The 26,232-nt window shown below is 59.8% G+C and carries 25 protein-coding genes and 2 tRNA genes; 14 read left to right on the top strand and 13 right to left on the bottom strand.

Translation table 11 applies throughout. The features are described 5' to 3' along the window. Positions 1-291: 291 nt before the first annotated feature. The 4 genes from H6955_16800 to H6955_16785 form a co-directional block, all read right to left on the bottom strand. Positions 292-367 (bottom strand) — tRNA-Phe (locus H6955_16800). Positions 368-457: 90 nt separating this feature from the next. Further along, complete coding sequence (locus H6955_16795) at positions 458-724, bottom strand: oxidative damage protection protein (GenBank protein ID MCP5315219.1); 267 nt, start codon at positions 722-724, stop codon at positions 458-460. 12 nt (positions 725-736) lie between these two features. After that, positions 737-1,810 carry an A/G-specific adenine glycosylase gene (gene mutY / locus H6955_16790; protein ID MCP5315218.1) on the bottom strand — a complete coding sequence of 358 codons (1,074 nt, stop codon included), beginning with the start codon at positions 1,808-1,810 and terminating at the stop codon, positions 737-739. Continuing rightward, positions 1,789-2,103 carry a DUF2007 domain-containing protein gene (locus H6955_16785; protein ID MCP5315217.1) on the bottom strand — a complete coding sequence of 105 codons (315 nt, stop codon included), beginning with the start codon at positions 2,101-2,103 and terminating at the stop codon, positions 1,789-1,791. Before H6955_16785 ends, mutY begins: the two co-directional genes overlap by 22 nt. An 86-nt stretch (positions 2,104-2,189) precedes the next feature. On the opposite strand from H6955_16785, the gene H6955_16780 reads away from it, so the two are divergent. From H6955_16780 to H6955_16770, 3 genes are all read left to right on the top strand, one after another. Next, positions 2,190-2,795, top strand: a complete 606-nt coding sequence (locus tag H6955_16780) for an SCO family protein (protein MCP5315216.1) — start codon at positions 2,190-2,192, stop codon at positions 2,793-2,795. A 184-nt stretch (positions 2,796-2,979) separates the two neighbouring features. Further along, the gene (locus H6955_16775) at positions 2,980-4,563 is read left to right on the top strand and encodes a glycosyltransferase family 39 protein (protein MCP5315215.1); all 1,584 of its coding nucleotides are present in this window, start codon (positions 2,980-2,982) and stop codon (positions 4,561-4,563) included. Positions 4,564-4,565: 2 nt separating this feature from the next. Then, entirely contained in the window at positions 4,566-5,420 is an 855-nt protein-coding gene (locus tag H6955_16770; protein MCP5315214.1) for a phosphatase PAP2 family protein, read from the top strand. Between the two features lie 25 nt (positions 5,421-5,445). On the opposite strand, the gene H6955_16765 is transcribed toward H6955_16770, so the two are convergent. Next, positions 5,446-5,519, bottom strand: a tRNA-Gly gene (locus H6955_16765). Between the two features lie 45 nt (positions 5,520-5,564). Further along, complete coding sequence (locus tag H6955_16760; GenBank protein MCP5315213.1) at positions 5,565-7,412, bottom strand: long-chain fatty acid--CoA ligase; 1,848 nt, start codon at positions 7,410-7,412, stop codon at positions 5,565-5,567. A gap of 124 nt (positions 7,413-7,536) precedes the next feature. Here H6955_16760 and thiS point away from each other — a divergent pair, with 124 nt between their 5' ends. The 6 genes from thiS to H6955_16730 are packed head-to-tail and all read left to right on the top strand — an operon-like array spanning position 7,537 to position 11,961. Then, entirely contained in the window at positions 7,537-7,737 is a 201-nt protein-coding gene (gene thiS, locus H6955_16755) for a sulfur carrier protein ThiS (GenBank protein MCP5315212.1), read from the top strand. Positions 7,738-7,794: 57 nt separating this feature from the next. Continuing rightward, a complete protein-coding gene (locus H6955_16750) occupies positions 7,795-8,589 on the top strand; it encodes a thiazole synthase (protein ID MCP5315211.1) in 795 nt (264 codons plus the stop codon). A gap of 30 nt (positions 8,590-8,619) precedes the next feature. Further along, on the top strand, positions 8,620-9,336 hold the full coding sequence (gene trmB, locus H6955_16745; protein MCP5315210.1) for a tRNA (guanosine(46)-N7)-methyltransferase TrmB: 717 nt from the start codon (positions 8,620-8,622) through the stop codon (positions 9,334-9,336). Beyond that, positions 9,333-9,935, top strand: coding sequence for an ATP-binding cassette domain-containing protein (locus H6955_16740; GenBank protein MCP5315209.1), 603 nt, complete (start codon positions 9,333-9,335; stop codon positions 9,933-9,935). Before trmB ends, H6955_16740 begins: the two co-directional genes overlap by 4 nt. After that, entirely contained in the window at positions 9,925-10,728 is an 804-nt protein-coding gene (gene fetB / locus H6955_16735) for an iron export ABC transporter permease subunit FetB (protein ID MCP5315208.1), read from the top strand. The genes H6955_16740 and fetB overlap by 11 nt, the downstream gene beginning before the upstream one ends. A 54-nt stretch (positions 10,729-10,782) precedes the next feature. Beyond that, complete coding sequence (locus tag H6955_16730) at positions 10,783-11,961, top strand: glycosyltransferase family 4 protein (GenBank protein MCP5315207.1); 1,179 nt, start codon at positions 10,783-10,785, stop codon at positions 11,959-11,961. Between the two features lie 12 nt (positions 11,962-11,973). Here the strand turns inward: H6955_16730 and H6955_16725 are convergent, their stop codons facing one another. Continuing rightward, positions 11,974-13,407 carry an oligosaccharide flippase family protein gene (locus H6955_16725; GenBank protein ID MCP5315206.1) on the bottom strand — a complete coding sequence of 478 codons (1,434 nt, stop codon included), beginning with the start codon at positions 13,405-13,407 and terminating at the stop codon, positions 11,974-11,976. 413 nt (positions 13,408-13,820) lie between these two features. On the opposite strand from H6955_16725, the gene H6955_16720 reads away from it, so the two are divergent. The 5 genes from H6955_16720 to H6955_16700 all read left to right on the top strand — a co-directional run bounded on the left by H6955_16720 (position 13,821) and on the right by H6955_16700 (position 19,596). Then, on the top strand, positions 13,821-14,777 hold the full coding sequence (locus tag H6955_16720) for a glycosyltransferase (GenBank protein ID MCP5315205.1): 957 nt from the start codon (positions 13,821-13,823) through the stop codon (positions 14,775-14,777). After that, positions 14,770-15,819: a glycosyltransferase family 2 protein gene (locus tag H6955_16715; protein ID MCP5315204.1), complete on the top strand. Its 1,050-nt coding sequence runs from the start codon at positions 14,770-14,772 to the stop codon at positions 15,817-15,819. The genes H6955_16720 and H6955_16715 overlap by 8 nt, the downstream gene beginning before the upstream one ends. A gap of 122 nt (positions 15,820-15,941) precedes the next feature. Next, entirely contained in the window at positions 15,942-16,958 is a 1,017-nt protein-coding gene (locus H6955_16710; GenBank protein MCP5315203.1) for a sulfotransferase, read from the top strand. 241 nt (positions 16,959-17,199) lie between these two features. After that, the gene (locus H6955_16705; protein ID MCP5315202.1) at positions 17,200-18,405 is read left to right on the top strand and encodes a TDP-N-acetylfucosamine:lipid II N-acetylfucosaminyltransferase; all 1,206 of its coding nucleotides are present in this window, start codon (positions 17,200-17,202) and stop codon (positions 18,403-18,405) included. 121 nt (positions 18,406-18,526) lie between these two features. Beyond that, a protein-coding gene (locus H6955_16700; protein ID MCP5315201.1) for an IS3 family transposase occupies positions 18,527-19,596 on the top strand; the annotation gives its coding sequence in 2 pieces (ribosomal slippage) (positions 18,527-18,782 and positions 18,782-19,596; 1,071 coding nt in all). A 193-nt stretch (positions 19,597-19,789) separates the two neighbouring features. On the opposite strand, the gene H6955_16695 is transcribed toward H6955_16700, so the two are convergent. The 6 genes from H6955_16695 to H6955_16670 form a co-directional block, all read right to left on the bottom strand. Further along, positions 19,790-21,157: a lipopolysaccharide biosynthesis protein gene (locus H6955_16695; GenBank protein MCP5315200.1), complete on the bottom strand. Its 1,368-nt coding sequence runs from the start codon at positions 21,155-21,157 to the stop codon at positions 19,790-19,792. 307 nt (positions 21,158-21,464) lie between these two features. Next, positions 21,465-21,728, bottom strand: coding sequence for a hypothetical protein (locus H6955_16690; GenBank protein MCP5315199.1), 264 nt, complete (start codon positions 21,726-21,728; stop codon positions 21,465-21,467). Positions 21,729-21,985: 257 nt separating this feature from the next. Beyond that, complete coding sequence (locus H6955_16685; protein ID MCP5315198.1) at positions 21,986-22,441, bottom strand: GNAT family N-acetyltransferase; 456 nt, start codon at positions 22,439-22,441, stop codon at positions 21,986-21,988. Positions 22,442-22,445: 4 nt separating this feature from the next. Then, positions 22,446-23,726 carry a polysaccharide pyruvyl transferase family protein gene (locus H6955_16680; GenBank protein MCP5315197.1) on the bottom strand — a complete coding sequence of 427 codons (1,281 nt, stop codon included), beginning with the start codon at positions 23,724-23,726 and terminating at the stop codon, positions 22,446-22,448. A 420-nt stretch (positions 23,727-24,146) separates the two neighbouring features. Beyond that, the gene (locus tag H6955_16675) at positions 24,147-24,851 is read right to left on the bottom strand and encodes a WbqC family protein (GenBank protein MCP5315196.1); all 705 of its coding nucleotides are present in this window, start codon (positions 24,849-24,851) and stop codon (positions 24,147-24,149) included. After that, on the bottom strand, positions 24,851-26,023 hold the full coding sequence (locus H6955_16670; GenBank protein MCP5315195.1) for a DegT/DnrJ/EryC1/StrS family aminotransferase: 1,173 nt from the start codon (positions 26,021-26,023) through the stop codon (positions 24,851-24,853). Before H6955_16670 ends, H6955_16675 begins: the two co-directional genes overlap by 1 nt. Positions 26,024-26,232: the final 209 nt, after the last annotated feature.

Below are 26,232 nucleotides of genomic sequence, written 5' to 3'. Positions count from 1 at the left end.
AATCAACTGCAAAAAGGCGTGGCGCCGAAAGTTCGGACTTGGCTATTCATTTGCGAATAGCCATAGTTATTTCCAATATACCGTGAAGGTGGGTATTTGCTACCCGATACTTTGAACTCTGAAAAGCATGCAACGACGTTAAGCAGTGCCGCTAGGTTCAGTGGAAGTAGGGAGAAGAAAATCCAAACCTTAAGATCCTTCGGGAGGAGATATGCCCACCCAGTCGTCTACACTGCGCCTACATGAAGCGCCTTGGTAAGGCCGCCTGCCTACATAATCCATTGATATATATGGTGCCCAGGGACAGAATCGAACTGCCGACACGGGGATTTTCAATCCCCTGCTCTACCGACTGAGCTACCTGGGCATGCGGGTGCGCACCGCTTGGCGCGCGAAAGAGGCGGTATTAAAGCGATGCGCCTTGATCAAGTCAAGTGGCGCCAGGGCGGCCGGAGCGTTACTGCGGGCGGAAGTCGGGTGGCGCCTCGGAGCCCTCGCCGAAGAAGAACTTCTCCATCTGTTCCTCGAGAAACTTGCGCGACTTGGGATCCACCGGGCTGAGGCGGTACTCGTTGATCAACATCGTCTGGTGTTTGAGCCACTGCTGCCAGGCCTCTTTCGAGACGTTCTCGAACACCCGCTTGCCGAGTTCGCCGGGATACGGCTGCCGATCGAGCCCCTCGGCCTCGCGCTTGAGGCGCACGCAATTGACCATCTCACCCATCTCTCTCTCCCTTTACTGTGTGCCGACGACCTCGTCGAGCAGGCGCGCGACCGGCGCCGCAAGACCCACATCGTCGGGTTGCGCCGGGTTATACCAAAGCCGGTCGCCCGCCTCCAACACGCCGCAACCCGGCTGATTCAGCAGGATTTCGACCGGTTCGATGTCCAGGTGGAAGTGGCTGAAGCTATGACGCCGCGATGGCAGTCGGCGGCCGATCTCGCCACGACCGCGCAGGCGCTCGGTGCACCAGTCGAGCGGGTCGGCATCGTTGGCGATCTCCGGCAGGCACCAGAGTCCACCCCAGACACCGGCCGGCGGACGCCGTTCGAGGAGCACCGCGCCCTCGGCGTCGCGCACGAGCAGCATGCGCACCACGCGGGTCGGTAAGGCGCGCCGCGGCTTCGGCTCGGGAAAATCCCGTGGCCGGCCGAGTTGCCGTGCACGGCAGTCGTGCATCACCGGGCACGCGTCGCAGTCCGGACGGGCACGCGTGCACAGGGTCGCCCCCAGGTCCATGATGGCCTGGTTGTAGGCGGCGCAGTCGCGTGCGGCCGGCGTCAGGGAATCCGCCAGCTCCCACAGGCGGCGGGTGACCGCACTGCTGCCCGGCCAACCCTCGATGGCGAAGTGACGGGTGAGTACCCGTTTGACGTTGCCATCGAGGATCACCTGGCGCTGCCCACCTGCGAGCGACAGGATCGCCGCCGCCGTGGAGCGCCCGATCCCCGGCAATGCCTGCAACGCCTCGATGTCCTGGGGCAGTTCGCCACCGTGCACGGCGCAGGCCAGATTGGCGGCCCGGTGCAGGTTGCGCGCGCGGGCGTAGTACCCGAGTCCCGACCAGTGGTGCAGGACCGCGTCGAGCGGCGCTCCGGCGAGCGCGCGCAAGGAAGGGAAATTCGCCGTGAAGCGCTCGAAATACGGGATCACAGTCGCCACCTGGGTCTGCTGCAGCATGATTTCCGAGACCCAGACGCGGTACGCCGACGGATCACGCTGCCAAGGCAGATCTTGACGACCGTGGTGTTCGAACCAGGCCAGCAACCGGACTGAGAAATCGGCGCTCACTTGCGCGCCGCGCCGCATTGCCAGCAGATGTCGAAGCCCGCATCGACCTCCGCACCGCAGGTCTGACAGACCCAGGGGCCGAGTTTCGGCAGGTCGCCGCGACTGGCCAGGAAACCGTCCAGCACGCGTTGTGCAACCGCCAGGTCCTCGTTGTTGATCAGCCAGACCCAGGGGTAGTTGATCGCCGGGAGATGCCCGGCCGCGCCGCTCAGATACTCGCCGAGCACGGTCGCCTCGATATGGTACGCGGTCAGCGCATCCACCAACTGGCGGGCCTCCAGGCTGTCGCGGGCTTCGTAGAATTTCAACATCGGCGATTTGACACGATTCGACGGGCCGTCAATCATGCTCGATCGGCGCGAGCGGGGATAGTGCCCAGTCGCGGAGGCAGTACCGAATGACGAAAAACCTGAAACAGATTCTCCTGCTCGGCGTCCTGGCGGCGGTGAGCATCGCGATCGGCCTATGGGCGGGGATGCAGGGGCAGTCCAAACCCAGCAAGGGCCCCTCCTATGCCGACCTCGGCGGCGACTTCACGCTGACGTCGGACCAGGGTCCGGTCAGCCTGCACGACCTGCGTGGCAAGGTCGTACCGATCTTTTTCGGCTTCACCGCCTGTCCGGACGTGTGTCCGACCGCCCTCACCGCATTGTCGGCTGCGCTCAAGAAGCTCAGCGACGAGGAACGCGCCCAGGTCCAGCCCCTGTTTATCAGCATCGACCCGGAGCGCGACGACCCGCAGCGGGTCGGTGAATACGTCCGCTACTTCCACCCCAGCGTGATCGGCCTGAGTGGCACGCTGGACGAGGTGTCCAGAGTCGCCAAACAGTACCTGGTGATCTTCGAAAAGGTCCCCCTCGGGGATTCGACGATGGGTTACACGATGGACCACTCGGCGATCGTGTACGTGGTCGGCAAAGATGGGGTGATCGACTCGCTGGTGCACCATGGCGAGACCCCCGACGACATCGCCGCGGCGCTGCGCGAGGCATTGGCACGCTGAACGCGCGGCGCGGCGGGCGCAACCGCGTCTGCCCTGGACCGGGTCCCGGGCGGGGTTAATACCCGTTTAACCTGCGGTCCGCATACTGCCTGGGATGGCCGATGCAAATGTTCAGCTGTACCGACAACCGCCGATGCCCCTCCCGGCCCGCGGGTGCGTCGCCCCTTTGCCTGCGCCTTTGACGATGGCCGGGTTCCTGCAACAGGCACTCGCGCGTGTCGACCGCAGCCGGGTTGGCCTGGCCCTGGCGGTGTGTGTCGCGATGCTCTGGGGGTTCTGGTCGGCACCGTTGGTGGACGTCGACGAGGGCGCATTTGCCGAGGCGACCCGCGAGATGATCGCCAGCGGCAACTACGTCTCGATCTACCTGAACGGCGAGCCGCGCACCGACAAGCCGGTGTTGACCTACTGGGCCCAGGCCGCGTCCGTTCACCTGTTCGGTCTCAACGAGGCCGCGCTGCGCCTGCCATCGGTGCTAGCCGGACTGGGTTGGTTGTCGTTGCTGTATCGCTTCACGCGCCGCCATACGGATCGGCCGACAGCGACGGTCGCCGCACTGCTGATGGCGCTGTCGCTGTACATCGGCCTTATCGGCAAGGCGGCAACCGCCGACGCGCTGCTCAACCTGTTTCTCGCGGGGACGATGTTCGCCATCCACGACCAGTTCACCGCGCCGCGACCGGCGAGATTGCGCTGGATCTTCGTATTGATGGGCCTCGGCTTCCTGACCAAGGGCCCGGTCGCCGTGCTCATCCCGTTGCTGGTCAGCGGGATCTTCTACCTGAGCTATCGGCGCGGGCGCGAATGGTTGCGGCTGGCCTTCGACCCGGTCGGCCTGCTGCTGTTTCTCGCGATCGTCGTGCCGTGGCATGTGGCGGTCTACCTCGATAGCGGCTGGACCTTCTTCGAGGGCTTTTATCTGCACCACAACCTCGACCGCTACGACACGCCGATGCAGGGTCATGGCGGCGGGATCCTGTACTACCCGCTGGTCGCCCCGCTGATCGTGATGCCGTTCGCCGGCTGGTTGTTGAGCATCCTCGGGAGGCTGCGTGGCGCCGCCGGGGACCCGCTCGAACGCTACCTCTGGCTGTGGTTCTTCTGCGTGCTGGCGGTCTTTTCGTTGTCCGGCACCAAGCTTCCGCACTACCTGCTGTACGGGATGAGCGGGCTGTTCGTGCTGATGGCCAGGCATCGCGAGTCGGTTCGCAACCGCTGGCTCAACCTGCTGCCGGTCGCGATCCTGTTCGGCCTGTTCGCGGGGTTGCCGCAGATCTTCGGCGCACTCGCCACCGGCACCCACCGTGCCTACGACCGGGAACTCTTCGAATCCGGCGCTCAGGCATTCACAGGCTGGCCGCAGGCGGGGTTGATCGCCGCCGGTATCGCGGTGGTGCTGATCCTCGCGACTCGGGCCGCGTTGTGGCGGCGCCTGCTGCTGGTCGGCTACGTTCAGGCCGCCGCGATCGCGCTGATCGTCGCGCCGACCGTGATCGGGGTCCTGCAGTCCGGGCCCAAGGCGGCCGCGGAGTACGCCCGCGAGCACGCCAAGCCCCTGGTGTTCCACCGCGCTCAGCCGCCCAGCGTCAGCCTCTACCGCCAGGCCGTGATCCCGCGCCGGGCGGCGGCACCCGGAGACTGGGTCTACCTGCGTACCGATCGGGTCGACGAGTTTCTCACCGATCCCTCGCCCTACCGCAGGCGGGTCGTATTCCAACAGGGTCCCGCCACGCTGGTTGCGGTAGAACATTCGACAGGAGACGATTGAACATGGTGCGGGTCCCAAGCTTCGACAACCTCCGCTCGGCGCTGGACGATGCGCGCGAACGCGTGATCCGACGCGGCACCACCGGCGTCAGCGAGCTGTTCTGGGCGGCCCTGTTCGTGGTCGGCCTCGGGATCGTCTTTGCGCTCGCGACGGGCGGTTACCACGGTGGTTTTCACACCGTGCACACCCTCACGCAGGCGATCCTGCCGGAGGAGGCCTGGGAGTGGCTGACGCGTTTCGGCGATGCCCGGCTGCTGTTCGTCGTCGGCCTGCTGTTCATACGTCGGCGCCCGGAGATCTTCTGGACACTGGTCGTGGCAGCCCTGATCGCCGGTCTCAGCGCGCGCGGCCTGAAGATCTACTTCGACCAGCTGCGGCCGCCGGCGGTACTGGACGGCACGCAGATCCATGTGATCGGGCCAGCGCTCAAGCACCACAGTTTCCCGTCCGGGCACTCGCTGTCGATCTTCGTGTTCTGCGGGGTGTTGGCCGGCTACTTTCGGACCTGGCGGGCACGTGGTGCCCTGGCGGCCGCCGCCGTGCTGGTCGGGACCAGCCGGGTGGCGCTCGGCGTGCACTGGCCGCAGGACGTCGTCGCCGGGGCCTTCCTGGGCCTGATCATCGCCGGCGCCGCGATCTGGCTGACCCGCTTCTGGCGCGTCGGGTTGCGCCCACAGGTCCACCTGGCGCTGTTGCTGCTGCCGGTGATCGCCTTGTTGCTGTTGTTGATCGACGACGAGGGCAACCCGGCGGAACCCGAGCTGATCTATCCGCTGGTCGCGATCGGCGCGGCCAAGCTGATCTACGACTACCGGGATCTGATCATTGGCGCGATTCGCCGCGCGCTGACACGCTGAGGGAACGGCACCGTGCCGATGAGGTTGGAGCGGCCAGCGGGAGTCGAACCCGCCTCTCTGGCTTGGGAAGCCAGGGTAATACCGATATACGATGGCCGCGTGAGCCACTCATTCTAGTGAGGGTGACGCCCGCTGGACAAGACATCAGTTGTTCGCGCCGCCATACATCCCCTCGATCTCGCCGGAGAAACGTTCCAGCACCTTGGCGCGCTTTATCTTCAGCGTCGGGGTCAATAGCCCGTCGTCGACCGTCCACGGATCCAGCGACAGGTGGACCTGGCGGATCTTCGCGTAGCCGGGGAAATCCTTCAGCGCGGCCTTGACGCGCCGGGTCACCGCATGCAGCACCTTGGAATCGCTCAAGCTGCGCGGATCCATCGGGTCGGCACCCTGGGCCTGGGCGAACGCCGGCCAATGTTCGCCGTCTATCACCAGCAACGCGGCCAGGAACGAACGCCCTTCACCGACCACCATCACCTGCTCGAACAGCGGGTCGAGCGCGATCGCCGACTCCATGTCGCCGGGCGGGATCTTCTCGCCGTTCGACAGCACCAGGATGTCCTTGATGCGCCCCGTGATGTAGATGTGATTGGTCTCATCGATGCGTGCCTGGTCTCCGGTGTGCAGCCACCGGTCCGCGTCGATCACCTGCGCGGTCGCGCGATGGTTGTTCCAGTACCCGAGCATCACCCCCGGACCCTTGACCAGCAACTCCTGGTTGTCGCCGATCCGGACCTCGACACCGCGGATCGGCACCCCCACGCTGCCGGGCACGTTGGCATTGAGCGGATTGACGCTGACGATCGGTGCGGTCTCGGTCAGTCCGTAACCCTGCACGATCGGCACCCCGAGCCCGATGAACACGCGTGCGATCTCCTCGTTCAGCGGCGCGCCGCCACTGATCGCGATGCGCAGACGACCACCGAGCTTCGCGGTGACCTTGTTCGCCACGAGGCGCTGCAGCAGCGGCCACAGCAGGCTGCCGAGCGGCCAGCCTCCACGCCGCTGCTGGTGCAGAAAGCGCTTCCACCCGATCTTCACCGTCAGGTCGAACAGGTGCTTGGCGATACCGCCCTTGGCATCCATCTGGTCGGCGATACGGCCGTAGACGCGCTCGAAGATACGCGGGACTGCGACCATCACGCTCGGCTGTATCTTGGCCAGGTCCTCGCCGAGCTGCGCCACCGAGCGCGCATACGCGACGCAGGAGCCGGTCATGATGCACAGGTAGTAGCCCGCGGTGCGCTCCAGGGTGTGCGACAACGGCAGAAACGACAGGAACAGGTCTTCCTGGTAGCAGTCGATCAACGTCAGCCCGCCATGCGCAACGGACATCATGTTGTTGTGGCTGAGCATCACGCCCTTGGGGCGACCGGTCGTGCCGGAGGTATAGACGATCGACGCCAGCGCATGCCGATCGCCGTCCTTGCGCCTGAAAAACGCGTCGGCCTTGAGCGGCAACCAGTCGTCGACCAGCTGCACGCGCGGGTCGGCCGCGACCAGGCGGTGCGCCGCATCGCTTTCTTCGAGCAGCAGCACGCGCTTGAGCGGACCTTCTTCGTCGACCACCTCGGCCAACCGGGCCCAGCGCCCGGCATCCTGCACCAGCAGGACATTGACGTCGGCCTCTTTGAGGATATACGCGATATTGTCGGGACGGTCGTCGGTATACAGTGGCACGGTGACCAGGCCGAGACTGAGCGCCGCCTGGTCGAACATCACCCACTCCGGGCAGTTGCGCAGCTGGATGGCGACGCGGGCACCGCGCGGCATCTGCTCGGCACGCATCGCCACCTGCCAGCGCGCGACCGCCTGCGCGATCTCGGTCCAGCTGTAGCTGACCCAGGCGCGCTGCGCCTTGTCGTAGTAGCGATAGGCCTCGCGCTCCGGCGAACGACGCACCCGCGCGGCGAACAACCCGTCGAGCGTGACCGCCTCGTCGAGCGAGATCAGGTTCTCGTGAAAGCTGCCCAAGCGGGGCTCCTCCGTCATTTGCCGGGCTTGGCTACCCGTGTTTTTCTTGGAAGTGGTGGCCGGGTTCGTCGCGAACCCGCTGGGTCGCGCTGAGTTTAGTGTAAAATCGCGTTTTGTTTCATCTACCTGGCAACCTGAACGGATGCACGTAGTGCTGAATGGCGAAAGGCGCGAAATCGCGGACGGCACCACCCTCGCCGATCTGCTGGACACGCTCGATCTGCAGAACCGGCGATTCGCCGTCGAGGTCAACGAAGAGCTGGTCCCGCGCAGTGCGCACACCACCCACCCGCTGCGTGCGGACGACAGGATCGAGGTCGTACACGCAATCGGCGGTGGTTGAGCGCCCGCCCGACGCACCGAACCGACATCCCTCCGCCACTCACCCATCAGTTTCAAGATGCTGCAAGACAACACCGACCCCCTGAACATCGCCGACCGCACCTTCACCTCGCGCCTGCTGGTAGGCACCGGCAAGTACCGCGACATGGACGAGACACGCGCGGCGATCGAGGCCAGCGGTGCCGAGATCGTCACGATCGCGGTGCGCCGCACGAACATCGGACAGAATGCCGATGAGCCCAACATCCTGGACGTGTTGCCCCCCGAGCGTTACACGATCCTGCCGAATACCGCCGGCTGCTACGACGTGAAGACCGCGGTGCGCACCTGCAAGCTGGCCCGCGAGCTGCTCGACGGCCACGACCTGGTCAAGCTCGAGGTGCTGGGCGACGAGAAGACCCTGTTTCCGGACGTGATCGCGACCCTCAAGGCGGCCGAGGAGCTGATCGCCGACGGCTTCAAGATCATGGTGTACACCAACGACGACCCGATCATCGCGCGTGAGCTCGAGGCGATGGGTTGCGTCGCGGTGATGCCGCTGGCCGCGCCGATCGGTTCGGGACTCGGCATCCGCAACCGGTTGAACATCCGCACGATCGTCGAGAACGCCAAGGTGCCGATCCTGGTCGATGCCGGTGTCGGCACCGCATCGGACGCGGCGATCGCGATGGAACTCGGCTGCGACGGTGTGTTGATGAACACCGCGATCGCCGCGGCCACGAAGCCGGTACTGATGGCCAGCGCGATGCGCAAGGCGATCGAAGCCGGTCGCGAGGCCTACCTCGCCGGGCGCATGCCGGCCAAGCGTTTCGCATCGGCGTCGTCGCCGCTCGACGGCCTGTTCTTCGAATAGGTCTCGGCGCACATCGCGCGGTCCGACGCCATGCATTCCGACCCGCCCGCCGACGACCCCAACGCCCGGCACCGACACCGATCAGTGCGCAGCTTCGTGCTGCGCGCCGGACGCCTGACCACCGGTCAACAGCGCGCGCTCGACCAGTTGCTGCCGCAGTGGGGCCTCGAATTCGCCGCGCAGCCGCTCGATCTGGCCGAGGTGTTCGGCAACACGCAGCCGGTGTACCTCGAGATCGGTTTCGGCAACGGCGAGAGCCTCGCCGCGATGGCCCAGGCGCACCCGGAACGCAACTACCTGGGCGTCGAGGTGCATCGCCCCGGCGTCGGTCACCTGCTGCTCAGACTCGAGGAGACCGGCTGTCGCAACGTGCGCGTGATCGCCCACGATGCGGTCGAGGTGCTGCAACAGATGTTGCCGGCGGGCGCGCTGCAAGGGGTCTACCTGTTCTTTCCCGATCCGTGGCACAAGAAACGGCACCACAAAAGGCGCATCCTGCAGCCTGCACTGCTCGACACCCTGGCGCGGGTGATCCGTCCGGGCGGCCTGTTCCATGCCGCGACAGACTGGCAGGACTACGCCGAGCACATGCTGCGCGTGCTCAACGACGATCCGCGCTTCATCAACACCGCCGCGGGCGGCGACTATGTGCCACGCCCCGCGGACCGACCGCCGACCAAGTTCGAGCGCCGCGGGCAGCGCCTGGGTCACGGCGTCTGGGACCTGGTATTCACACGGCAGCCGTGAGCAGCCTGCGCATCGAGCGTCTGACCGGCAACGGGGTCGACGCACCCGAGCTGCTGGTCGCCGCCGGCTGCTGTACCGCGCTCTCGGGACCGTCCGGCAGCGGCAAGACGCTGCTGCTGCGCGCGATCGCCGATCTCGACGAAACCGCCGGCGAGGTGTGGCTCGACGACCGGCCGCGCAGTGGCTTCAGCGGCCCGCAGTGGCGGCGCGAGGTCGGCTACCTCGCCGCGGAGAGCCACTGGTGGGCGGAAAGCGTACGCGAACATGCGAGTGGATGGCGCCCGTCCGATCTGCAGGCGCTCGGCTTCGATCCGGACGTGCTCGACTGGAAGGTGCGGCGCCTGTCGAGCGGCGAACGCCAGCGCCTCTCGCTGGCACGCGCCCTGAGCCTCGCACCGGCTGCGCTGTTGCTCGATGAACCGACCGCGAATCTCGACCAGCACAATACCGCCCGGGTAGAACAACTAATCGCCGACTGGCGCCAGCAGACCAGCGGCTGCGTGCTCTGGGTCAGCCATGACCCCGCGCAACGCGCACGTGTCGCAAGCGCGCACTACCGGCTGAACGCGGGTCATCTGGTCGCCGCCGATGACGCCTGACACACTGATTCCACTCAGCCCGTTCGACCTCGCCGTTGCGGCGCTGCTGGTGATGCTGCTCGCCGGGCTGTCGTGGCGGCTGCAGCTGGCGATCGGTCGCCGCATGCTCATCGCCGCCGCACGCAGTACCGTGCAGCTGCTGTTGCTCGGGCTGGTCCTCAAGGCCCTGTTCGACAGTGCCGATCCGTGGCTGGTCGCCGGGCTGGCGACACTGATGCTCGCGGTCGCCGGCTACGAGGTGATGGCACGCCAGAAGCACCGGCTGCGCGGTTTCTGGGGCTACGGCACCGGCGCGCTGTCGATGTTCCTGTCGTCGTTCTCGATCAGCGTGCTGGCCCTGGTCGTGCTGCTGCAGCCGGCGCCCTGGTATGCGCCGCAGTACGCGATCCCGCTGCTGGGCATGCTGCTCGGCAACACCATGACCGGGATCGCGGTCGCGCTCGACAATCTGACCCGCGAGACGCTCGACAAACGCCTGCAGATCGAGGCCCGGCTGGCGCTCGGCCAGGCCGCCGGCGAGGCGATCGGCGACATACGCCGTGACGCACTTCGCGCTGGGCTCATCCCGATCGTGAATGCGATGACCACCGCTGGTATCGTCAGCCTGCCGGGCATGATGACCGGACAGATCCTCGCCGGCAGCCCGCCGATGGAGGCGGCCAAGTACCAGCTGCTGATCCTGTTCCTGATCGCGGCCGGCACCGGCCTGGGCAGCATGACGGCGGTGCTGATCGCATCGAACCGGCTGTTCGACAGTCGTTCCCGGCTGCGCCGCGAGCGGTTGCGGGACTGAAGACACCCGGGTATTCCGGCGAAGCGGTCGACGCGTTTTCGCGAGGAGGCCGAAATGGACAACCCACCCAGCGTGCTTTTCGTGCTCCCCTGGGCCCTTTCGCCGGTCAACGGCGTCGACCTGGCGGTGTTGAACCTGGCACGCAGCGCAGCCGCGCACCGGGGGCTGCGGCCGCTGATGTTCTGTGTCGACCCGACGCAGGAGACCTGCAGCACCACCGAGTACGACGACATCCGGATGATCAGCGGACGCCTGCACGCACCGCAGTCCCAGCCGTTGGCCGCCGGTGGCACGGTCGATTTCCTGCGCAGCGTGCGCGGCGAACTTGCCGAGTGGCGCGCACTGATCCGTCAGCACAACGTGCGGGTCATCGACGCCCATTTCCCCGGACTGCACTATTTCACACTGGCCCTGCTGCGACGCCGAACACGGGGCCGGGTGCGCCTGATCTTCTCGCTGCACGGTGACGACCTGCGCGCGATCCAGGGTGCCGGCCGCATCGCCCGGGCGGGCGCTCGCTGGGTGCTGCGCCAGGGCGATGCCGTGGTGTGCTGTTCCGATGACCTGGCGCGCGTTGCGCAGCAGACGCTGCGCCTCGACGAGCGGCGCCTGCACACGATCTACCAAGGGGTCGACATCGAGGAACTGGAACGCAGTCGCGGATGCCGCTATCGACCACCCACCGGTGCATTCACGGACTACCTGGTATGCGTCGCCGCGTTCGATCAGAAGAAAGGCCAGGACCTATTGCTCGAGGCGTTCACCCAACTGGTCCGCCAGGGGCTGAAGGCCGCGTTGGTGCTGATCGGCCGACGCACGCCGTTTCTGACCCGGGTGCGCGGCCTGGTACGGCGGCTCGGCCTGCAGGACCACGTGTTCTTCGTGCACGACCTCGATCACCAGGACACCCTCGCGGCGATCCGCCAGGCGCGGGTACTGGTACAGCCGTCCCGGGAGGAGGCGTTCGGCCTGTCGCTGCTCGAGGCGGGCTACCTCGAAACGCCGATCGTCGCGACCGCGGTCGGCGCCATCCCCGAGGTGCTCGGAACCTACTATCCCTACCTCGCGCGCCCGGAAGATGCGGAGGCACTGGCCGAGACCATCCACGAGGTGCTGTACAACCCGACCGAGGCACGCCGCCAGGTCGAACTCATCCGACGGCATGTCGCGACACGCTTCACCTGGGGCATCGCGTACGACCGTTACGAAGGCGTCTGGCTGTCCGGCAGTTGAAGCAGCGGTGTTTCAGCGCGAGCGAGCTGCCAGTACCCGGCGCACCTGGGCGGGCGAGACCACGTCGAGCCACAGGCTGAACAGGGTGAGCACCAGCAGGCCCGCGACCAGCCCTACCAGCCGCCCGACCGGCATCAGCATCACACACGACAACAGCGCAAGAGCGACCGCGAGCAGCGGGCGCAGCGATGCCGAACGCCAGTCCAACGCGTCGGCACGCGCCAGTGTCCGCAGCTGTATCACGAGCACCGTGAAGTAACCGAGAGCGAGCGCGAGGAACGCACCGTGCAGATCCAGCCACCCGACCGCCGGTGGAAACGCCAGGGTGAAAACCGTCGCGCCGGCGAAAGCGGCACCGACCAATGTCGCGTGATGGGCCCGCGCGACCAGCACCCCCCAGAGCGCCTGGCTGCAGAAATGCATTCCGACCAGCAGCGTGGTCCACGGCAGCAACGACCCGACGGCCGCATAATCGGCGTCAAACAACAATCCCAGCGCCCAGTCGCCCAGCGCGATCGCTCCCAGTGTCAACAGTCCCGACAACAGCCAACCGACCCGAAGTGCGGCATCGGCGAAACGCCGCGTCTTACCATCGTCGCGGTCGGCGGAACGGGTCAGGACAGGGATTGCCGCTGAACCAAGTTCAGCCACCACCGAGCCCACAAGAGCATATACCTGCACCGCCAGCGCCAGCTGCCCGAGCCACTCGCCGTCGCCTCGCAGCGCGCGCAGCAGCACGACAGGTCCCTGGACGAGCCAGCCGAGCAGGAATGCCGATGCGAGCAACGGCAGGCCGGCCTTCAGCAATCTCGGCACAGCGCCTGGATGGACGGCTGGCCGGAGATGCGGATGGAAACGGCGCTCGACGAACGCAATGCTGGCCACCCCCTGCAACAGCCAGCAGGCCGCATGCACCACGGCCAAGGCCAACAGACCGAATCCCTGGGACAGCAACACCAGGCCGGCGAGCACCTCGAGCATGCGAAAACCCAGCTCGTGCACCAGCACATACTGTGCTGCCTCGCCACCGCGAAAGACCGCGTTCGACCAGGAAGACAACACGCGCCCGAACAATGCAACGGCGAACACCAGCAACAGGCTGCGCACCGGATCCGAATCGTCCAGCAACAAGCCGAGCACAAGGCTCGCCATGGCCGCTAGCAGGCCGGTTGCAAGGCGCAGTGCCAGGCTGTCTTCCACCACCCTGGAGCTGTCGCCCGAGCGTCGACCGATCTCACGCACCACGATCTCGTCGACACCGACGATGCCGAGTGGCACAAACAGCAGGTACCAGGACAGACCGTAGTTGAACAGGCCGTAGAGCTCGGGTCCGAGCTGATTGGCGATCACCACCACGTACACCGCCCGAGCGATGATGGTCGCGAGGCGCGCACCGGAGGCGTACAGGGTATTGATTACGATCGAGTGAACGCCTGACGGTCTCATCTCGTTACCTTTTCCGGCGACCGCATGAAACCAGAGGTGGGCACATCGGAGGATGGTACCGCGAATACCACACTGCGGCGCGCCACGGGACCATAGCGGGAACGAATGCATACCCGCACTCTAGGGCCTAGAATCTTCTGGCACCTGCAGGGCGAATAGGGATCATTCAATTTTGTCGGCTACCTGGCCGATACAGATAGGCGTGGACGAATATTCGCTACCGAGGCTGAATGACGGCAACACACCGGCCGGGTCAATGCCCGGGCAAAACGCAACAGTGCGGTGTAAGTCGTAATCGATAATCACAACAAGAACCATCGAATGAGCTGCCGCGCCTTCAACTGCCCCCTAGTCCCGCCAGCTGGCGCCGAATTCACATCGGCGCTGGTCGCTCGCATGCGGGGTGCCCGGCGATGAGCCTGAACACTGGAGAATCAGGACTGCTGATCAGCATTGTCGCGCCGGTTTTCGACGCGGCTGAGCACGCCCGGACGTTTGTCGAGGCGTTTGCCAGGCAGTCGCTGCCTGGAAAGGTCGAACTGATACTCGTCGACGACGGTTCTCAAACGCCGCTCTCGATCGCTTTCGAAGGGAACGACGGTCTCGATTTCAGCATTGTGCGGCTCCCACACAACCAAGGAAGGGCGGCTGCGCGAAACGCGGGCATTGCTGCGAGCAGCGCACCCTACGTGGCATTCATGGATATCGACTGCATTCCGCAAACCGACTTCCTGGAACATCTCGCTGCGCAGATCGCCACTGGCGCAGACCTGGTGTTTGGTCACGTCGAGTTCCGCTCCGGCGACAACTACTTCGATGCCTACGAGAACCGTGTGCAGCAATCCCGCCAGTCAGACCTGGGCAACTGGCAGCTGAGGATGACATCTGCGAACTTCGCGGTACGTCGTGATGTGCTGACGGCGGTAGGCGGTTTCGATTCAAGCTACCGGCAGTATGGACTCGAAGATCGGGATCTTTTCATTCGTATACGCCAGTCGTTTCCGGATCTGCAGCCGGTCTATCGCAAAGACTGCAGTGTGACCCACGTCGACCGCCCGCTGCTCGACGATGTGCTGCGCAAGTTTGAAGCCATGGGTCAGCATGCCGCGCCGTTGTTTCGACGCAACCATCCGCGCGAATATGCCGCCATGCCCTTGCATTATTTTGATGCGCGGTTCCTGGACGCGTATCGGGTGTTGCCGAAAGCAGTGCTGTCGAGGCTTGCGCTATCGGCCCACTCAACCTCCAACTGGGTTTTTGCATTGGCACGCAAGTGGCGCTGGCAAGGGGTCGCGAACACCAGCCTTCGCCTCCTGAAGGGTCTCACGTTCCTGCGTGGCACATTGCTCGACGAGGCCACGAATGACTAACCCGCCTTTCGTCAGCGTCGTGATGACGGCGTACAACGAACAACAGTACGTGGCCGAAGCCGTGCAGAGCATCCTCGACCAGACGTACCGCGAATTCCAGCTGATCGTCGTCGACGATGCCTCGCAAGACGCGACGCCCGAGATTCTGCAACGCCTTGCGCGATCGGACAGCCGAATCGAGGTGTATAGAAACGCTGAAAACCAGGGAATCGCACGCAGTGCGAACGTTGGCCTGTCGCATGCCCAGAGCAGCCTGGTGGCACGCATGGATTCCGACGACGTTTCATTGCCGCAACGTTTGCGCGCACAAGTGGACACCTTTGCAAGCCGGCCCGAGCTCGTATTGTGCGGCGGCAGCACGATTCGGGTGGACGCCGCGCGGAGACCCAGGGCAATAGGCGAATGGCCGCGTGAGCGTGATGCGATTCGCTGGTACGCGATCTTCAGGCCGCCGGTTGCGCAATCTGCCGCCATGTTCCGTTACGACGCCAAAACGCGCGATCTGCAATACGATGAGGCGTTGAATCCGGCAGACGATTTCGGCATGTGGTCGCGGCTGTTGCAGCGCGGAGAGATCGAGATCTTGCCGACGCCCCTGATCCAGTATCGTGAGCACAAGCGAAATGCAACGCATACCCGCAGACGACAGATGACGACAAACGCCGCCATCGTCTGTCGCGGCAACCTGCTGCAGGTCCTGCCGGCGTTCTTCGAAGAACACGGCGAGACCGCAGCCACCTCGATCGCCAATCTGGTGGAGCGAAACCCGCTGTCAGGTCCGACCGACATCGGGCAGACGATCGAACTGCTGTTCGCGGCGGAGCGCAGCTATCTGGCGTCCACGGACGCCCTTCCCAAGCAAACACGACACGCGATTCAACAGCTGACCGCACGCTGGCTCGTCCAGGCCCTCGCTTCGCCCGATGTCGCACCGCGCGCACAACGCCTGAAGGCCGCGCTCGCCTTGCGCCGAAGAATCCCACGCCTGTTATCCGAAGTCGTCGATTTTCTCAACAAAAGGATCCGGGCGAAGCGGTTTTGAAACGGCTCAATAGACGCGCGCCGACACCGACTTCAACCGCCGTCCCGCAGAAAAACGCGACGCCTTTCAACCGCCGCTGATATCGTCGAGAATTCGGGCGCACCCCTTAAGGATGTCTTTGCATGTCAGCTAGCAGCACAAACCAGGGTTTCCATGAGCGCCTCGGCGATCGACTGAGGGAAACACGTCCCAGCGAACTATGGCGACTGGCAAAGCGGGCGTTTGGGCTGTCGGCACTGGACCCCTCTGCGTACGACCCGGCGATCCTGGATGGTGTCGATATCCAGCGGATGCACGATATCGCATACAGCATAAGGGGCGAGAACTATCGCCCAGCGATCATCGTGCACGGTGTTATGCCTCGATCGGGGACCAATTTTGTTTCGGACCTGTTCAAGCTACACGACGATGTTTCGCACCACCCTCATCGGTTATGGGAATTTCCGCTATTACACACCGCCAAGAGCATCGATATTGCCCAGCGGGACTTTCTGCGAACCTATAAGAGGAATAGCGAGGTACTCACTAGGCACGAGTTCATGTCTGTTTTGGTCTCCGGTTACATGCGATACCTGCAAAGCCTGGCCGGAGAACACAAGACCATATTGCTCAAAGTCCCACATGCCGAATATTTGTACCTGTTCCATGCGCTGCTACCTCGGGACCACCTGATCGTGGTGTTGCGGGACGGGCGTGATTGCATCGCCAGCTATGAATCGACTTTTGGCCATGGTCTGTTGAAACCGGGATTTTCTGAGCTTTGCAAGAAGTGGAATTACTCGACTGTCGCCTCTTTGGCCTATGAGAAGTACCGCGTGTCCTCGCCGGGCGAAACGGTACTGGTACGATACGAAGATGCCAACGACGACCCCGCTACGACGATGCGGAACGTTATAGAGCGATGCGAACTGAACATCGATAACTATGATTTCTCGAAAGCAACAGCCCTCCCCGTTCGCGGTTCGTCGGCGATTCGCGAAGCGGGCAACGTGGACTGGAAACCGAGAGAGAAACCCGCCGATTTTCGACCAACAGGACGCTGGCATGGGTGGAGCGATGCCAAAAAAAAAAAGAGATTCAAGCGTGAAGCGGGCGCTGCCCTGATTGAGGCCAAGTTCGCAAATGATTTGTCGTGGTAAAGATTGCCGCCCGACGCAGCAAAGGGGAGTTGCCTCACCAAGTAGGCTGTCAATTCAATTGGGAAAGTCTGGAGTGGTTATTAACTCTTGAAAACAACGAACTGCGACACTAATACTCCAGCGCCAATAGCTATTGGTACCGCCTGACCAATGCTAGACCTGAACCGGTGCCACAGCCCCATGCCACATAGTCAAACAACCATATCGCACAGGCCGCGATACCTTGCACGATTACCCAGCAATGTATGACACGATACCGCCGCCCAAAGGCGAGCCCGAGATTGCACATATCTTTAGCGACGAGAAGTTCATCGATTCCGCACGCTACTACTTTGAACTTGTCGCGCCAGGGGCAAGCCAATACTTTCTCGTTTCCGAGGATGTGTCGGCAATAAAGTATATTAAAACCTTCAACCCACAAAAAATAGACGCCAAGACTGCGAGAGAATCATCCTTTGTCGAGAAACTCAATGGATTCAGAGCCATAGTCTTTCACTCAATGCGCCCTTTGCATATAGACATCCTGAAACTCATTAATAAAGACCCCAAAGTGGCCTGGGTCGGGATGGGTTTCGATTATTTGCCACTTTTGTACAGAAATACGAAAGAACTATTCCAAGCCAATACATATCGCCTGTATGTAAAACCGTCGCTGCGCAAGCCCGTTCATCAGCGGATTTTCAGATACCTAAAGAAGGTCGCAGGGAGCAGCCGAGATCCCTACAAAGAAGCCGTTTATGCTCTCGGTCGGACGACAATCTTCTCTCCCGTACTCGAGCGAGAATTCAGATTGATAAGCCAAGAATTTCATGCGGTTCGCGGCAAATACCTAAGGTGGAATTACGGCATGAATGCCAAACTCGTCGACAACATAGACGATGCAGCCGTCGTGTTCGATGAGAATATTTTGATTGGAAACAGCGCCGACCCACGAAACAATCATATAGAAACTTTCGAATTGTTGTCTAACTACGAATTGGGCAAGAAACGAATTATCGTTCCATTGTCGTACGGTAGCAAGAATTACGCGAAATTTGTGATGGATCATGGCAGGCACTTTTTCGGGAGCCGGTTTGAGCCCATCATGGAATTTATGGACTATGCCAGCTATATAAGAAAAATAAATTCTTGTTCTTATGTGTTCATGAACCATAATCGCCAGCAGGCAGGAGGAAACATCTTAATTGCTCTATTTTCCGGCGCCAAGTTGTTTCTCAACCAAAGAAATTTGTTCTATGAGGATTATCTACAAATGGGCATTGGCGACGAGGTTCTAGCATGCATGAATGAAGATGGAGTTGACATACATTCCAATACGGCATTCGAATATCTAAAATTGACCCGGGCGATCTTGAAAAAAGAAAGAGGCACCGAACAGCAAATTGCAAATACTCAAAACCTGGTTGACTCGATCACTCTGCAGCCGCAAGCGCCGGTCGCTTTTTAGCGACGAGATAGTGCAGCCTGTTTGGCCGGCCATTCAACAGCAAAGTTTGACCGTACCCCCGTAATCCGAGCCATGCGGGATGTGGGATTTCCTTGTATTTTGACCCCAAGGAGGCCCCAAGATGAAGCGCAAGCGCTACACAGAAGAACAGATCATCTCGATCCTCAAGGAGCTCCAGGCCGGCGCCTCAGTGCCTGACCTGGCCCGTCGCCACGGCATTGTGGAGAACACGATCTACCGCTGGAAATCGAAGTACGGCGGCATGGAGGTCTCGGAAGCCAAACGGCTGCGTGATCTCGAGCAGGAAAATGCCAGGCTCAAGCGCCTGCTGGCTGAGGCCGAGCTCGACAAGGCCGCGCTCAAGGAGTTGGTCGAGGGAAAGTGGTGACGGCCGCGCAGCGGCGACGGGCCGTGGAATACCTCAAGGATCGCCGTTTCAGTGAGCGTCGTGCCTGCCGCCTCGTCGACTTCAGCCGTTCTGCCATCTGGTCTCCGCTGAAAGGTCGCGATGATGCGGGGCTGCGCGAGCGGCTCAAGGCGCTGGCTGAGCAATATCCGCGCTATGGCTATACGACGTTGCATGACATGCTGAGGGCCGCTGGTCACGTGATGAATCACAAGCGGACCTACCGGATCTACCGCGAGGAAGGTCTGCAGGTGCGCACCAAGCGCCGTAAAAAGCTGATGCGGCCGCGCGTGCCGATGCTGGTGCCAGACAAGGTTAATCAGCGCTGGTCGATGGATTTCGTCTCGGATCAGTTGGCCAATGGCCGCCGCTTCCGCGTCCTCAACGTCGTCGACGATTATTCTCGGGAGTGTATGCTGCAGATCGTCGACACATCGATTTCCGGCCAACGAGTTGCTCGCGCGCTTGATCAGCTGAACAGGCCGTTACCGAAAACCATCGTTGTCGACAATGGCCCAGAGTTCACTTCGAAGGCCATGTTCTTTTGGGCGAAGCGTGCCAAGGTGAAGCTGCATTTCATCCAGCCCGGCAAACCGACGCAAAACGCGTTCGTCGAGAGCTTCAACGGCAAGTTCCGAGACTATTGTCTGGATCTACACTGGTTTGCCAGCTTGGAGGATGCGCGCGAAACCATCGACACCTGGCGAGACCACTACAACCACGTCAGGCCACACCGATCACTGGGAAAGAAACCGCCCGCCGTGTTCGCTCGGGAAGTGGCCTGATATGCTCAGACTCCCACATCAAACGTGGCTCACTTCCAGGGGTACGGTCAACGGTCACCATCTTTGCTAAATCAACATTGTCACTCATTCGAACCTTGGAACAGAGAAAGACAGAAAGAACACGGAATAGAAGCTAAAGACCACCCTAACACCGGCAGGAACCGAATATATCGGTGCCTGGGTATTGCTGATTTTACGTACGTCGACCGAACCGCAACCGCTTGGCCAGCTTTGCAATCAACGGCTGAAATTCGGAATAAAATGCGCCGTATGCACTGGTCGATAGCAATGCACTAAGCCCCCAGTACACCAACACATATGCCGTTCCCGAAACCACTAGCAAATTGAACCCCTCGAGAGGCATCGCCGCCCCCGTTACGGCCATCAAGCCTATCGCGACGACTGCAATGGCTGCTTGAACTGCGAAAGGTCGCACGAATTGCATCGGCGCAATCTCGGCTTCGCGTGCCGCAAAATAGATGTTTGCAGCCATACCTAGCACCGACACGACAACAAGTCCGTAAAGGTAGGTCATCAGACCAAAGCTGAAACCCACGACCATATTCATGACGCCAATGATTTTCTTTAGCAGTTCTAGGAGAAGAAATTGCCTTCCCCGACCCCTGCTGGACAACACGTTTACCAATACCGAATTGACAGGATAAGCAACACCGCTAAGCGCTAGGACAGCAAGATAATCCGCCGATGGCCTCCATTTTTCCGAGTAGAGAAATACGACCAAGGGCTCCGACGTAACATACACCCCACCGAACAGTAGAAACGACACAAACAGCACTACTTTGTAACTTTTAAGAACGACGGACTGAAACCTCGGCAGATCTTTTTGTATCTTGCTCAACACTGGGAGCAGTACAGACATCAGGCTCCCAGATGAATACTGGATCGCCAATTGATTCAGTACTTTTGCCCGCTGAAAGTAACCTAACGTCGCGATTGGAAACAGCTTTCCAATTATTACGTAGTCAACTCTCGCGTAAACACTATCGATTAGCCTCGCGAGAAACATATCTAATCCGAACCCCCAAAGTCCTTTCAACGCTTTCCACGAAAACGCTGCCTTGGGGCGCCAGTCACTTAGATACCAGAACAATGCTCCGGAAATCGCGCTGGTCGACAAGATCTGTATGACGAGAGCCCAAACGCCATATCCAGCGGCGGCGAAAACAATTGCGATTCCGCCAGCGGTTGAAGTTCCCAATAAAGTTATCGCAGATAAGCGCTTAGTGTTTAAATCTCTGCGCAAAATCACTCGTTGGGTTATGCCCAAAGAGCTAATCAAAAATAGTGGGGACGCCGCTTTCAGCAGCGTGCCAAGCTGAGGTTGTTGATACAGATCACCGATCCGTTCAGCAGACAAAAACAGCAACACACCCAGTACGGCACCGATGAGTACATTGAAGTAAAAGGCCGCGGAATAATGGGCGGCGTGAACATGCCGCCGCTGTATCAGCGCAATCCCGAGTCCGCCATCGATGAACACGTCGCCGACGGCAGCGAATGCGATAATCAATGCAACCAACCCGAAATCTTCGGGACTCAAGAGTCTCGCTAGTACCAGCGTTACTGCGAACGCAACGCCGCGAGTCGAGAGCGAACCCGCGAAGTCCCACGCAAGTGCCCTGACTCCCCTTTTCTTAAGGTCTCTCATATACCGGGTACTCTAGAATCTCGTTGCTAATTAGACTCGCTCGAGATGCAGTAGCCCGACAGATTTGGAGGTCGGTTCACACAGTGGCCACAAATGACGAACCAGTGTTCTGCAGCCGCGAGACTGAACGGATTTAGTGGAGTATGCCAAGACGTAGGCATTGACCAGACCTCAGGGGGCTACCAACGGTGTCGGCGGATCAATTTTTTTGAATCCCAAGCGCAGACAAACCCGTACGGACTGCTTGGCTCTCTGGCTTAAACGCATTGTTCGATCGTTGGCGGTAAAGCGCGCAACAGACCCGCATGGAGCAATTTAGCTGCCCCAACGAACCATCACTCAAGTGATCATGCGGCAGTTCACTCACATCTTCTTGAAACAGAATCATCATCCCGCTTTCGCCCCATCCACTAAAAGCGGCAAGTCGGGCATTGAGAAAATATTCTTTTGTCGTTGCCTTCATTCACAGCAACCTCCACGTCGGGGAGACGCGATTGGGTAACCGCAAGCGCAAGCCCGGACCGCACCCTACGATAACTCCAATGGCAGGAGACGACTAGCTGACGCCGCAGAACCCATCCGAGGCAGTTATTCACTCCCGCGATCAGTCTGATCACCGCACTCCATCACGGACAGGCCGCGCTCCCGTCGAAGCAGCTCACTTTCAGCCGGCATACAAACCGCACTTGGCATCTTCTCGCGCGTTCCCGTGACCCACTTTCAGTCTAATGAGCACTCCATTTCGAGCGAGTCATCGCTCTCTCTACGGCCGATCTTTGCGAACCCATGCTTCTCATAAAACGCAATTGCTCGGTGATGCTGTCGATTTACGTGAAGCAAAATGCGGTTACAATTCCAGATTTCGCTCAAACTGAAAATCGCCTCCATCAAGAGATCTGCAATGCCCATGCCCTGCCAAGCGCCCGCCACACAAACTGACGATATGTAGACGAAGCGCTCTGGCCGATTCACGTAGACTGCCGCATGCGCAACATCTGCTTTTTCGTACACGGCGAATAGGTTTTCGGCATTAGTCGACAATTTTTTCGCGTAGCTTTCAATATTGAGCCGTTCACTCAACGGCGGCTTGAATAGCCCATCATGTTTAATCAGAAATTGGCGAATTCTAGATATGCTAGAATCCGACACCCAAACCAGATCGCCGCGTATTGCCATCGATCTAAACGTCAGGACCCGTGGAAAACAGCTGCTGAAGCGAAACGAAGTTTTGCTCAGAAAGGTGCTTGGTATGAGGCATGGTCTCTTTCAGACGCTGCCTGTATTCTTTTCTTTGCGTCCAGCACATTTCTATTTTTTTAACCAACTCCATTTCTTTCGCCGGGTCCGCTACAAAATTCTGAGCGCCAGCTACCTGTGCGAATCCTCGCAACTTGTGAGCCTTTGGCTCATGCCCGTAATCAATTATGACAGTCGGCACCAACTGAGAAAGACCAGCGACGGCCGCGTGCACCCTTCCACTAACAAGCATATCGAAAGAACCGATAATCGCTTTGCTTTCCCACGCGTCATAGACACCGTCCAAAGCGACAACGTTCTTAGCTGATCCACGGCCGGCGATGACTTTCTGCAGTTGTTTAATTACGGGATAATCGCGCCCGTGCTTTAGCGAGAATTCCACGACTGGCACGTCGAATCCGTTGGAATGTGAGAGAAGTACGACCTTAGCGCCCAGTTTTTCGCTAATATATTCTACTGCTTCTGCGAACAAACGGTATTCGGCGTCAGCTCGCGGCCATTTGTCGAACGGACCCTCTAAGAAATTCCAGCCACACAGCACAAAGCCAACAACCGGCGTACTTCGGAATTCTCTGCTGATATTTTCTCGAGCTAGCAAAACCGCTGTCTTGTCAGCCGGTAACGGCTCAAACAAGAATGCGGGACAGGCCAGGCTTTTTGTTCGACTGATGTCGAACCCATTCTCTTTCAGGAGTTCAGTACTAATAGACTCACGATTGGTAACAAGGTCGAAGCCCGCGTACACTTGCTTTGCAAGTTCCCGAGTACGATCGTCGGTGAACGGACCCGGGGATCCAGCAATCATTGCTGTCTTTTTCCCAAGATTCATGGCGACTTGATCTTTCATTAAACCCACCTCAAACCGGTTCGGGCCTAAGAAATTCGCGTTATCTCCCCAGATGTCGCCACTAAAATCGACAACTAGGTCTGCCCATTCCACCGCAGCGATAAAGGCCGTGGAACCGTTCAATCGACCGGACTTCTTATACTCTTCTGTGATCGCCAACTCTGCTTCAGCGGCATTCAAATCCTTTCCCGTCCATCCGTAATACAATTCCATCGGCAAGACTTGGATATTTTCATCAGTGCAGAAGCGATCTGACAACTGGAAGGTCGTCCGTATGGTTGACATAGGAAAAGCGGCATGCAATTGCCTAATCATCGGCTCAAGGATGTAATAGTTGCCAATGTTGCCAAACTCCATCCTGCCCCAATGCAAAGTACATTGCCCGATAAGCAAAATATTCATAAACACTCCGTACTACAACTGATCAACTGATAACCGGCTGAAGGGGGAAAGTCGATTCATTTTTGAAAACACCTGATGGCGACGGATCTAGTAAAGTGGTTTTTGTAATTGCTCAAGGAGAACCAACATTTTTTGTTCGCACGAATCGACAAGTGAAAAAATTCCGCCACGAGGTGCGGTAGCTAAATGGCGAAAATCGGGGCGATTTGGGAAATTCATGTAGATTGATGCAGCGAGATGCAGGCTAGCAATCATCCAGGACACGGGCGGAATCGACATAGAGAAATTCTCGCGGAAAACTTTCGCTGACTTCACCGAAGCTGGCCAAACGTTTTTGTGCCATTACGCTACAATCGCTTTGTATAACCTAGCCTTTCATGTAAGCGTGTATTGATTCATCATTTCTATTACCGCTTCCTGGGAATTGGACATGAGGACATCGACAATCGACAGATTGTCGTGGAATTCGGCGCTCATCAACTGAGCGTAGTTACGCGCCGTCGATTGGAGGAAGGTCAGCCCCACCCCTTTAACAGCGAAATCGTCCTTATCATATAGCTGCACGCCGCCGATCGGATTAATATAAATGTCTCCACCCAAAGTTTTTACAATGTTTATTACGCGATCTGCACCTTTCAGCGCATTGTTCTTATCTAGCTCCGAGGAGACCAAGATCGGGGTTTCGCAGCACAGGTAACGGCAAATGATTTCCAACGTACATTGGATGTATCGAGATACACCTTCCTGCTGACAATTGACACATTGCTCAATCAAGCGAAATGCCTCAGGAAAATTTGCGGACTTTCGATAGCTTGAAGAAAGCCTGCCAAGAAACCGTTTCTTTTCTCTGTCGAAAGAATCGGCCCATGTCCGGGAGTTGATCGGAAGCAAGGAGGACGCCTTTGCGATTGGGAAGGTAAAATACTGAACATCCCCATTAATCAGCCACCGGTTGCGGTTGATCCATCCGCCTTTTATCCATTGCACATCGTCGTGGATCACGAACTGGTCAACGGCGCCGATGAGCTGAAAATACCCTATATATGGAAAGAGATAGGGTTGCATTATGGCAACTTTCATCACGAACCCTCGAACAAAAGTCGCAACAAGCCTGCTATGGCGTCGATATCTGCGCGCTGGATAGTGGTGCCTGTTGGAAACACCACCACCCGCTCGGCAACCTTCTCTGTATTGGGCAGCAACAAGCCGGCATGCGGATATAGATCCACGAACGGCTTCATCTTGTGGCATCCTGGCCAGAAGTATTTACGCACCAGTATGTTTTCCGCATGCAGCGCGCGCACCAAGTCGTCCCTGCGGATCGGCGCTTCGGGACTGAGTTCCATGACAACATACTGGTAATTGTTGTGTTCCTGATTGTCGTAGGGCATTACTGACAGGAAAGGAATGTCGGAAACAGCGTCCCGATACGCATTGTGGTTATATTTATTGGTATCGATGACACGTTGAACACGTTCCAGGTTGACCAATCCCATGGCAGCGGCGATTTCGATCATCTTCCCATTGGTGCCCGGGTAGATGACTCTATCCATCCCCGCAAACCCAAAATTTCGCATCAGGCGCATCTGTTCCGCCAGTTCGCCGTTGTTGGTCAGTACAGCACCCCCCTCAAACGTGTTAAAAAATTTTGTAGCGTGGAAGCTCAGCACCTCACATTCGCCGAAGTTACCCACCAAGGCACCCTTGCGCGAGCAACCGAACGCATGGGCCGCGTCGTATATCACCTTTAATCCGTAGTCATCGGCAATTTCCTGTAGCCCCTCGGTATCCGCTGTATGCCCCCAAGTGTGCACACCGATGATCCCAGTCGTGCGCGGAGTGATCATGCGCCTGACTGCTGCCGGGTCGAGCGTGTGCGTGGCGGGATCAATGTCCGCGAACACGGGCGTGATCGCCTGCCAGTGCAGCGCATGAGCGGTTGCGATGAAGGTGTACGACGGGACTATGACCTCGCCTTCGAGCCCCAGTGCGCGTATCGCGATTTCGAGCGCGATGGTCCCGTTGCACATCGCAACACAGTGCTGAACTCCATGGTATGCAGCAATCTGGCCTTCAAACTCCTGGACCAGCGGCCCGTTGTTCGTGAGCCAACGGCGTTCAAACATCTGTTCGACCAGTTGAAGGAATCGCTCTTTGCTACCGATATTCGGCCTACCCACGTGCAGCGGCTCGTCGTATGCAGGGGGTGCACCATTGATCGCAAGATCGGCCGAGCTACGAATTGTTTTCATAAAGCGCCATGTCCAATTGTGTTTTTATCGCCAACTTATCACCGAATTTGGTCGCATCGCCCTACCAACAGTGGAGTTGCGACATCCGTCCAGAATATCGAAGCAAACTCTATTCGGCTGAGGAATTGTGAGGATCACCAACTGCATTTGGTTTCTGCGAGTTGCAATTTATTCGGGTTGTCGGCTGCTCCGTGAGATTACAGAAGGTC

It is taken from the genome of Chromatiaceae bacterium (assembly GCA_024235395.1).
GTDB lineage: Bacteria > Pseudomonadota > Gammaproteobacteria > Chromatiales > Chromatiaceae > Thiosocius.
The sequence above is the reverse complement of the archived record's forward strand: the minus strand, read 5'-3'. Positions and strand labels throughout refer to the sequence as shown.

Excerpts from the sequence above, each read along its gene's own strand:
- mutY (MCP5315218.1), bottom strand. The coding sequence starts at position 1,810 with ATGCGGCGCGGCGCGCAAGTGAGCGCCGATTTCTCAGTCCGGTTGCTG.
- H6955_16715 (MCP5315204.1), top strand. The coding sequence starts at position 14,770 with ATGACTAACCCGCCTTTCGTCAGCGTCGTGATGACGGCGTACAACGAA.
- H6955_16720 (MCP5315205.1), top strand. The coding sequence starts at position 13,821 with ATGAGCCTGAACACTGGAGAATCAGGACTGCTGATCAGCATTGTCGCG.
- H6955_16785 (MCP5315217.1), bottom strand. The coding sequence starts at position 2,103 with ATGTTGAAATTCTACGAAGCCCGCGACAGCCTGGAGGCCCGCCAGTTG.
- H6955_16685 (MCP5315198.1), bottom strand. The coding sequence starts at position 22,441 with ATGGCAATACGCGGCGATCTGGTTTGGGTGTCGGATTCTAGCATATCT.
- H6955_16725 (MCP5315206.1), bottom strand. The coding sequence starts at position 13,407 with ATGAGACCGTCAGGCGTTCACTCGATCGTAATCAATACCCTGTACGCC.
- H6955_16680 (MCP5315197.1), bottom strand. The coding sequence starts at position 23,726 with ATGGAGTTTGGCAACATTGGCAACTATTACATCCTTGAGCCGATGATT.
- H6955_16730 (MCP5315207.1), top strand. The coding sequence starts at position 10,783 with ATGGACAACCCACCCAGCGTGCTTTTCGTGCTCCCCTGGGCCCTTTCG.
- H6955_16775 (MCP5315215.1), top strand. The coding sequence starts at position 2,980 with ATGGCCGGGTTCCTGCAACAGGCACTCGCGCGTGTCGACCGCAGCCGG.
- H6955_16705 (MCP5315202.1), top strand. The coding sequence starts at position 17,200 with ATGTATGACACGATACCGCCGCCCAAAGGCGAGCCCGAGATTGCACAT.
- H6955_16780 (MCP5315216.1), top strand. The coding sequence starts at position 2,190 with ATGACGAAAAACCTGAAACAGATTCTCCTGCTCGGCGTCCTGGCGGCG.
- H6955_16795 (MCP5315219.1), bottom strand. The coding sequence starts at position 724 with ATGGGTGAGATGGTCAATTGCGTGCGCCTCAAGCGCGAGGCCGAGGGG.
- H6955_16690 (MCP5315199.1), bottom strand. The coding sequence starts at position 21,728 with ATGAAGGCAACGACAAAAGAATATTTTCTCAATGCCCGACTTGCCGCT.
- H6955_16750 (MCP5315211.1), top strand. The coding sequence starts at position 7,795 with ATGCTGCAAGACAACACCGACCCCCTGAACATCGCCGACCGCACCTTC.
- H6955_16710 (MCP5315203.1), top strand. The coding sequence starts at position 15,942 with ATGTCAGCTAGCAGCACAAACCAGGGTTTCCATGAGCGCCTCGGCGAT.
- trmB (MCP5315210.1), top strand. The coding sequence starts at position 8,620 with ATGCATTCCGACCCGCCCGCCGACGACCCCAACGCCCGGCACCGACAC.
- H6955_16770 (MCP5315214.1), top strand. The coding sequence starts at position 4,566 with ATGGTGCGGGTCCCAAGCTTCGACAACCTCCGCTCGGCGCTGGACGAT.
- H6955_16675 (MCP5315196.1), bottom strand. The coding sequence starts at position 24,851 with ATGAAAGTTGCCATAATGCAACCCTATCTCTTTCCATATATAGGGTAT.
- fetB (MCP5315208.1), top strand. The coding sequence starts at position 9,925 with ATGACGCCTGACACACTGATTCCACTCAGCCCGTTCGACCTCGCCGTT.
- thiS (MCP5315212.1), top strand. The coding sequence starts at position 7,537 with ATGCACGTAGTGCTGAATGGCGAAAGGCGCGAAATCGCGGACGGCACC.
- H6955_16670 (MCP5315195.1), bottom strand. The coding sequence starts at position 26,023 with ATGAAAACAATTCGTAGCTCGGCCGATCTTGCGATCAATGGTGCACCC.
- H6955_16760 (MCP5315213.1), bottom strand. The coding sequence starts at position 7,412 with ATGACGGAGGAGCCCCGCTTGGGCAGCTTTCACGAGAACCTGATCTCG.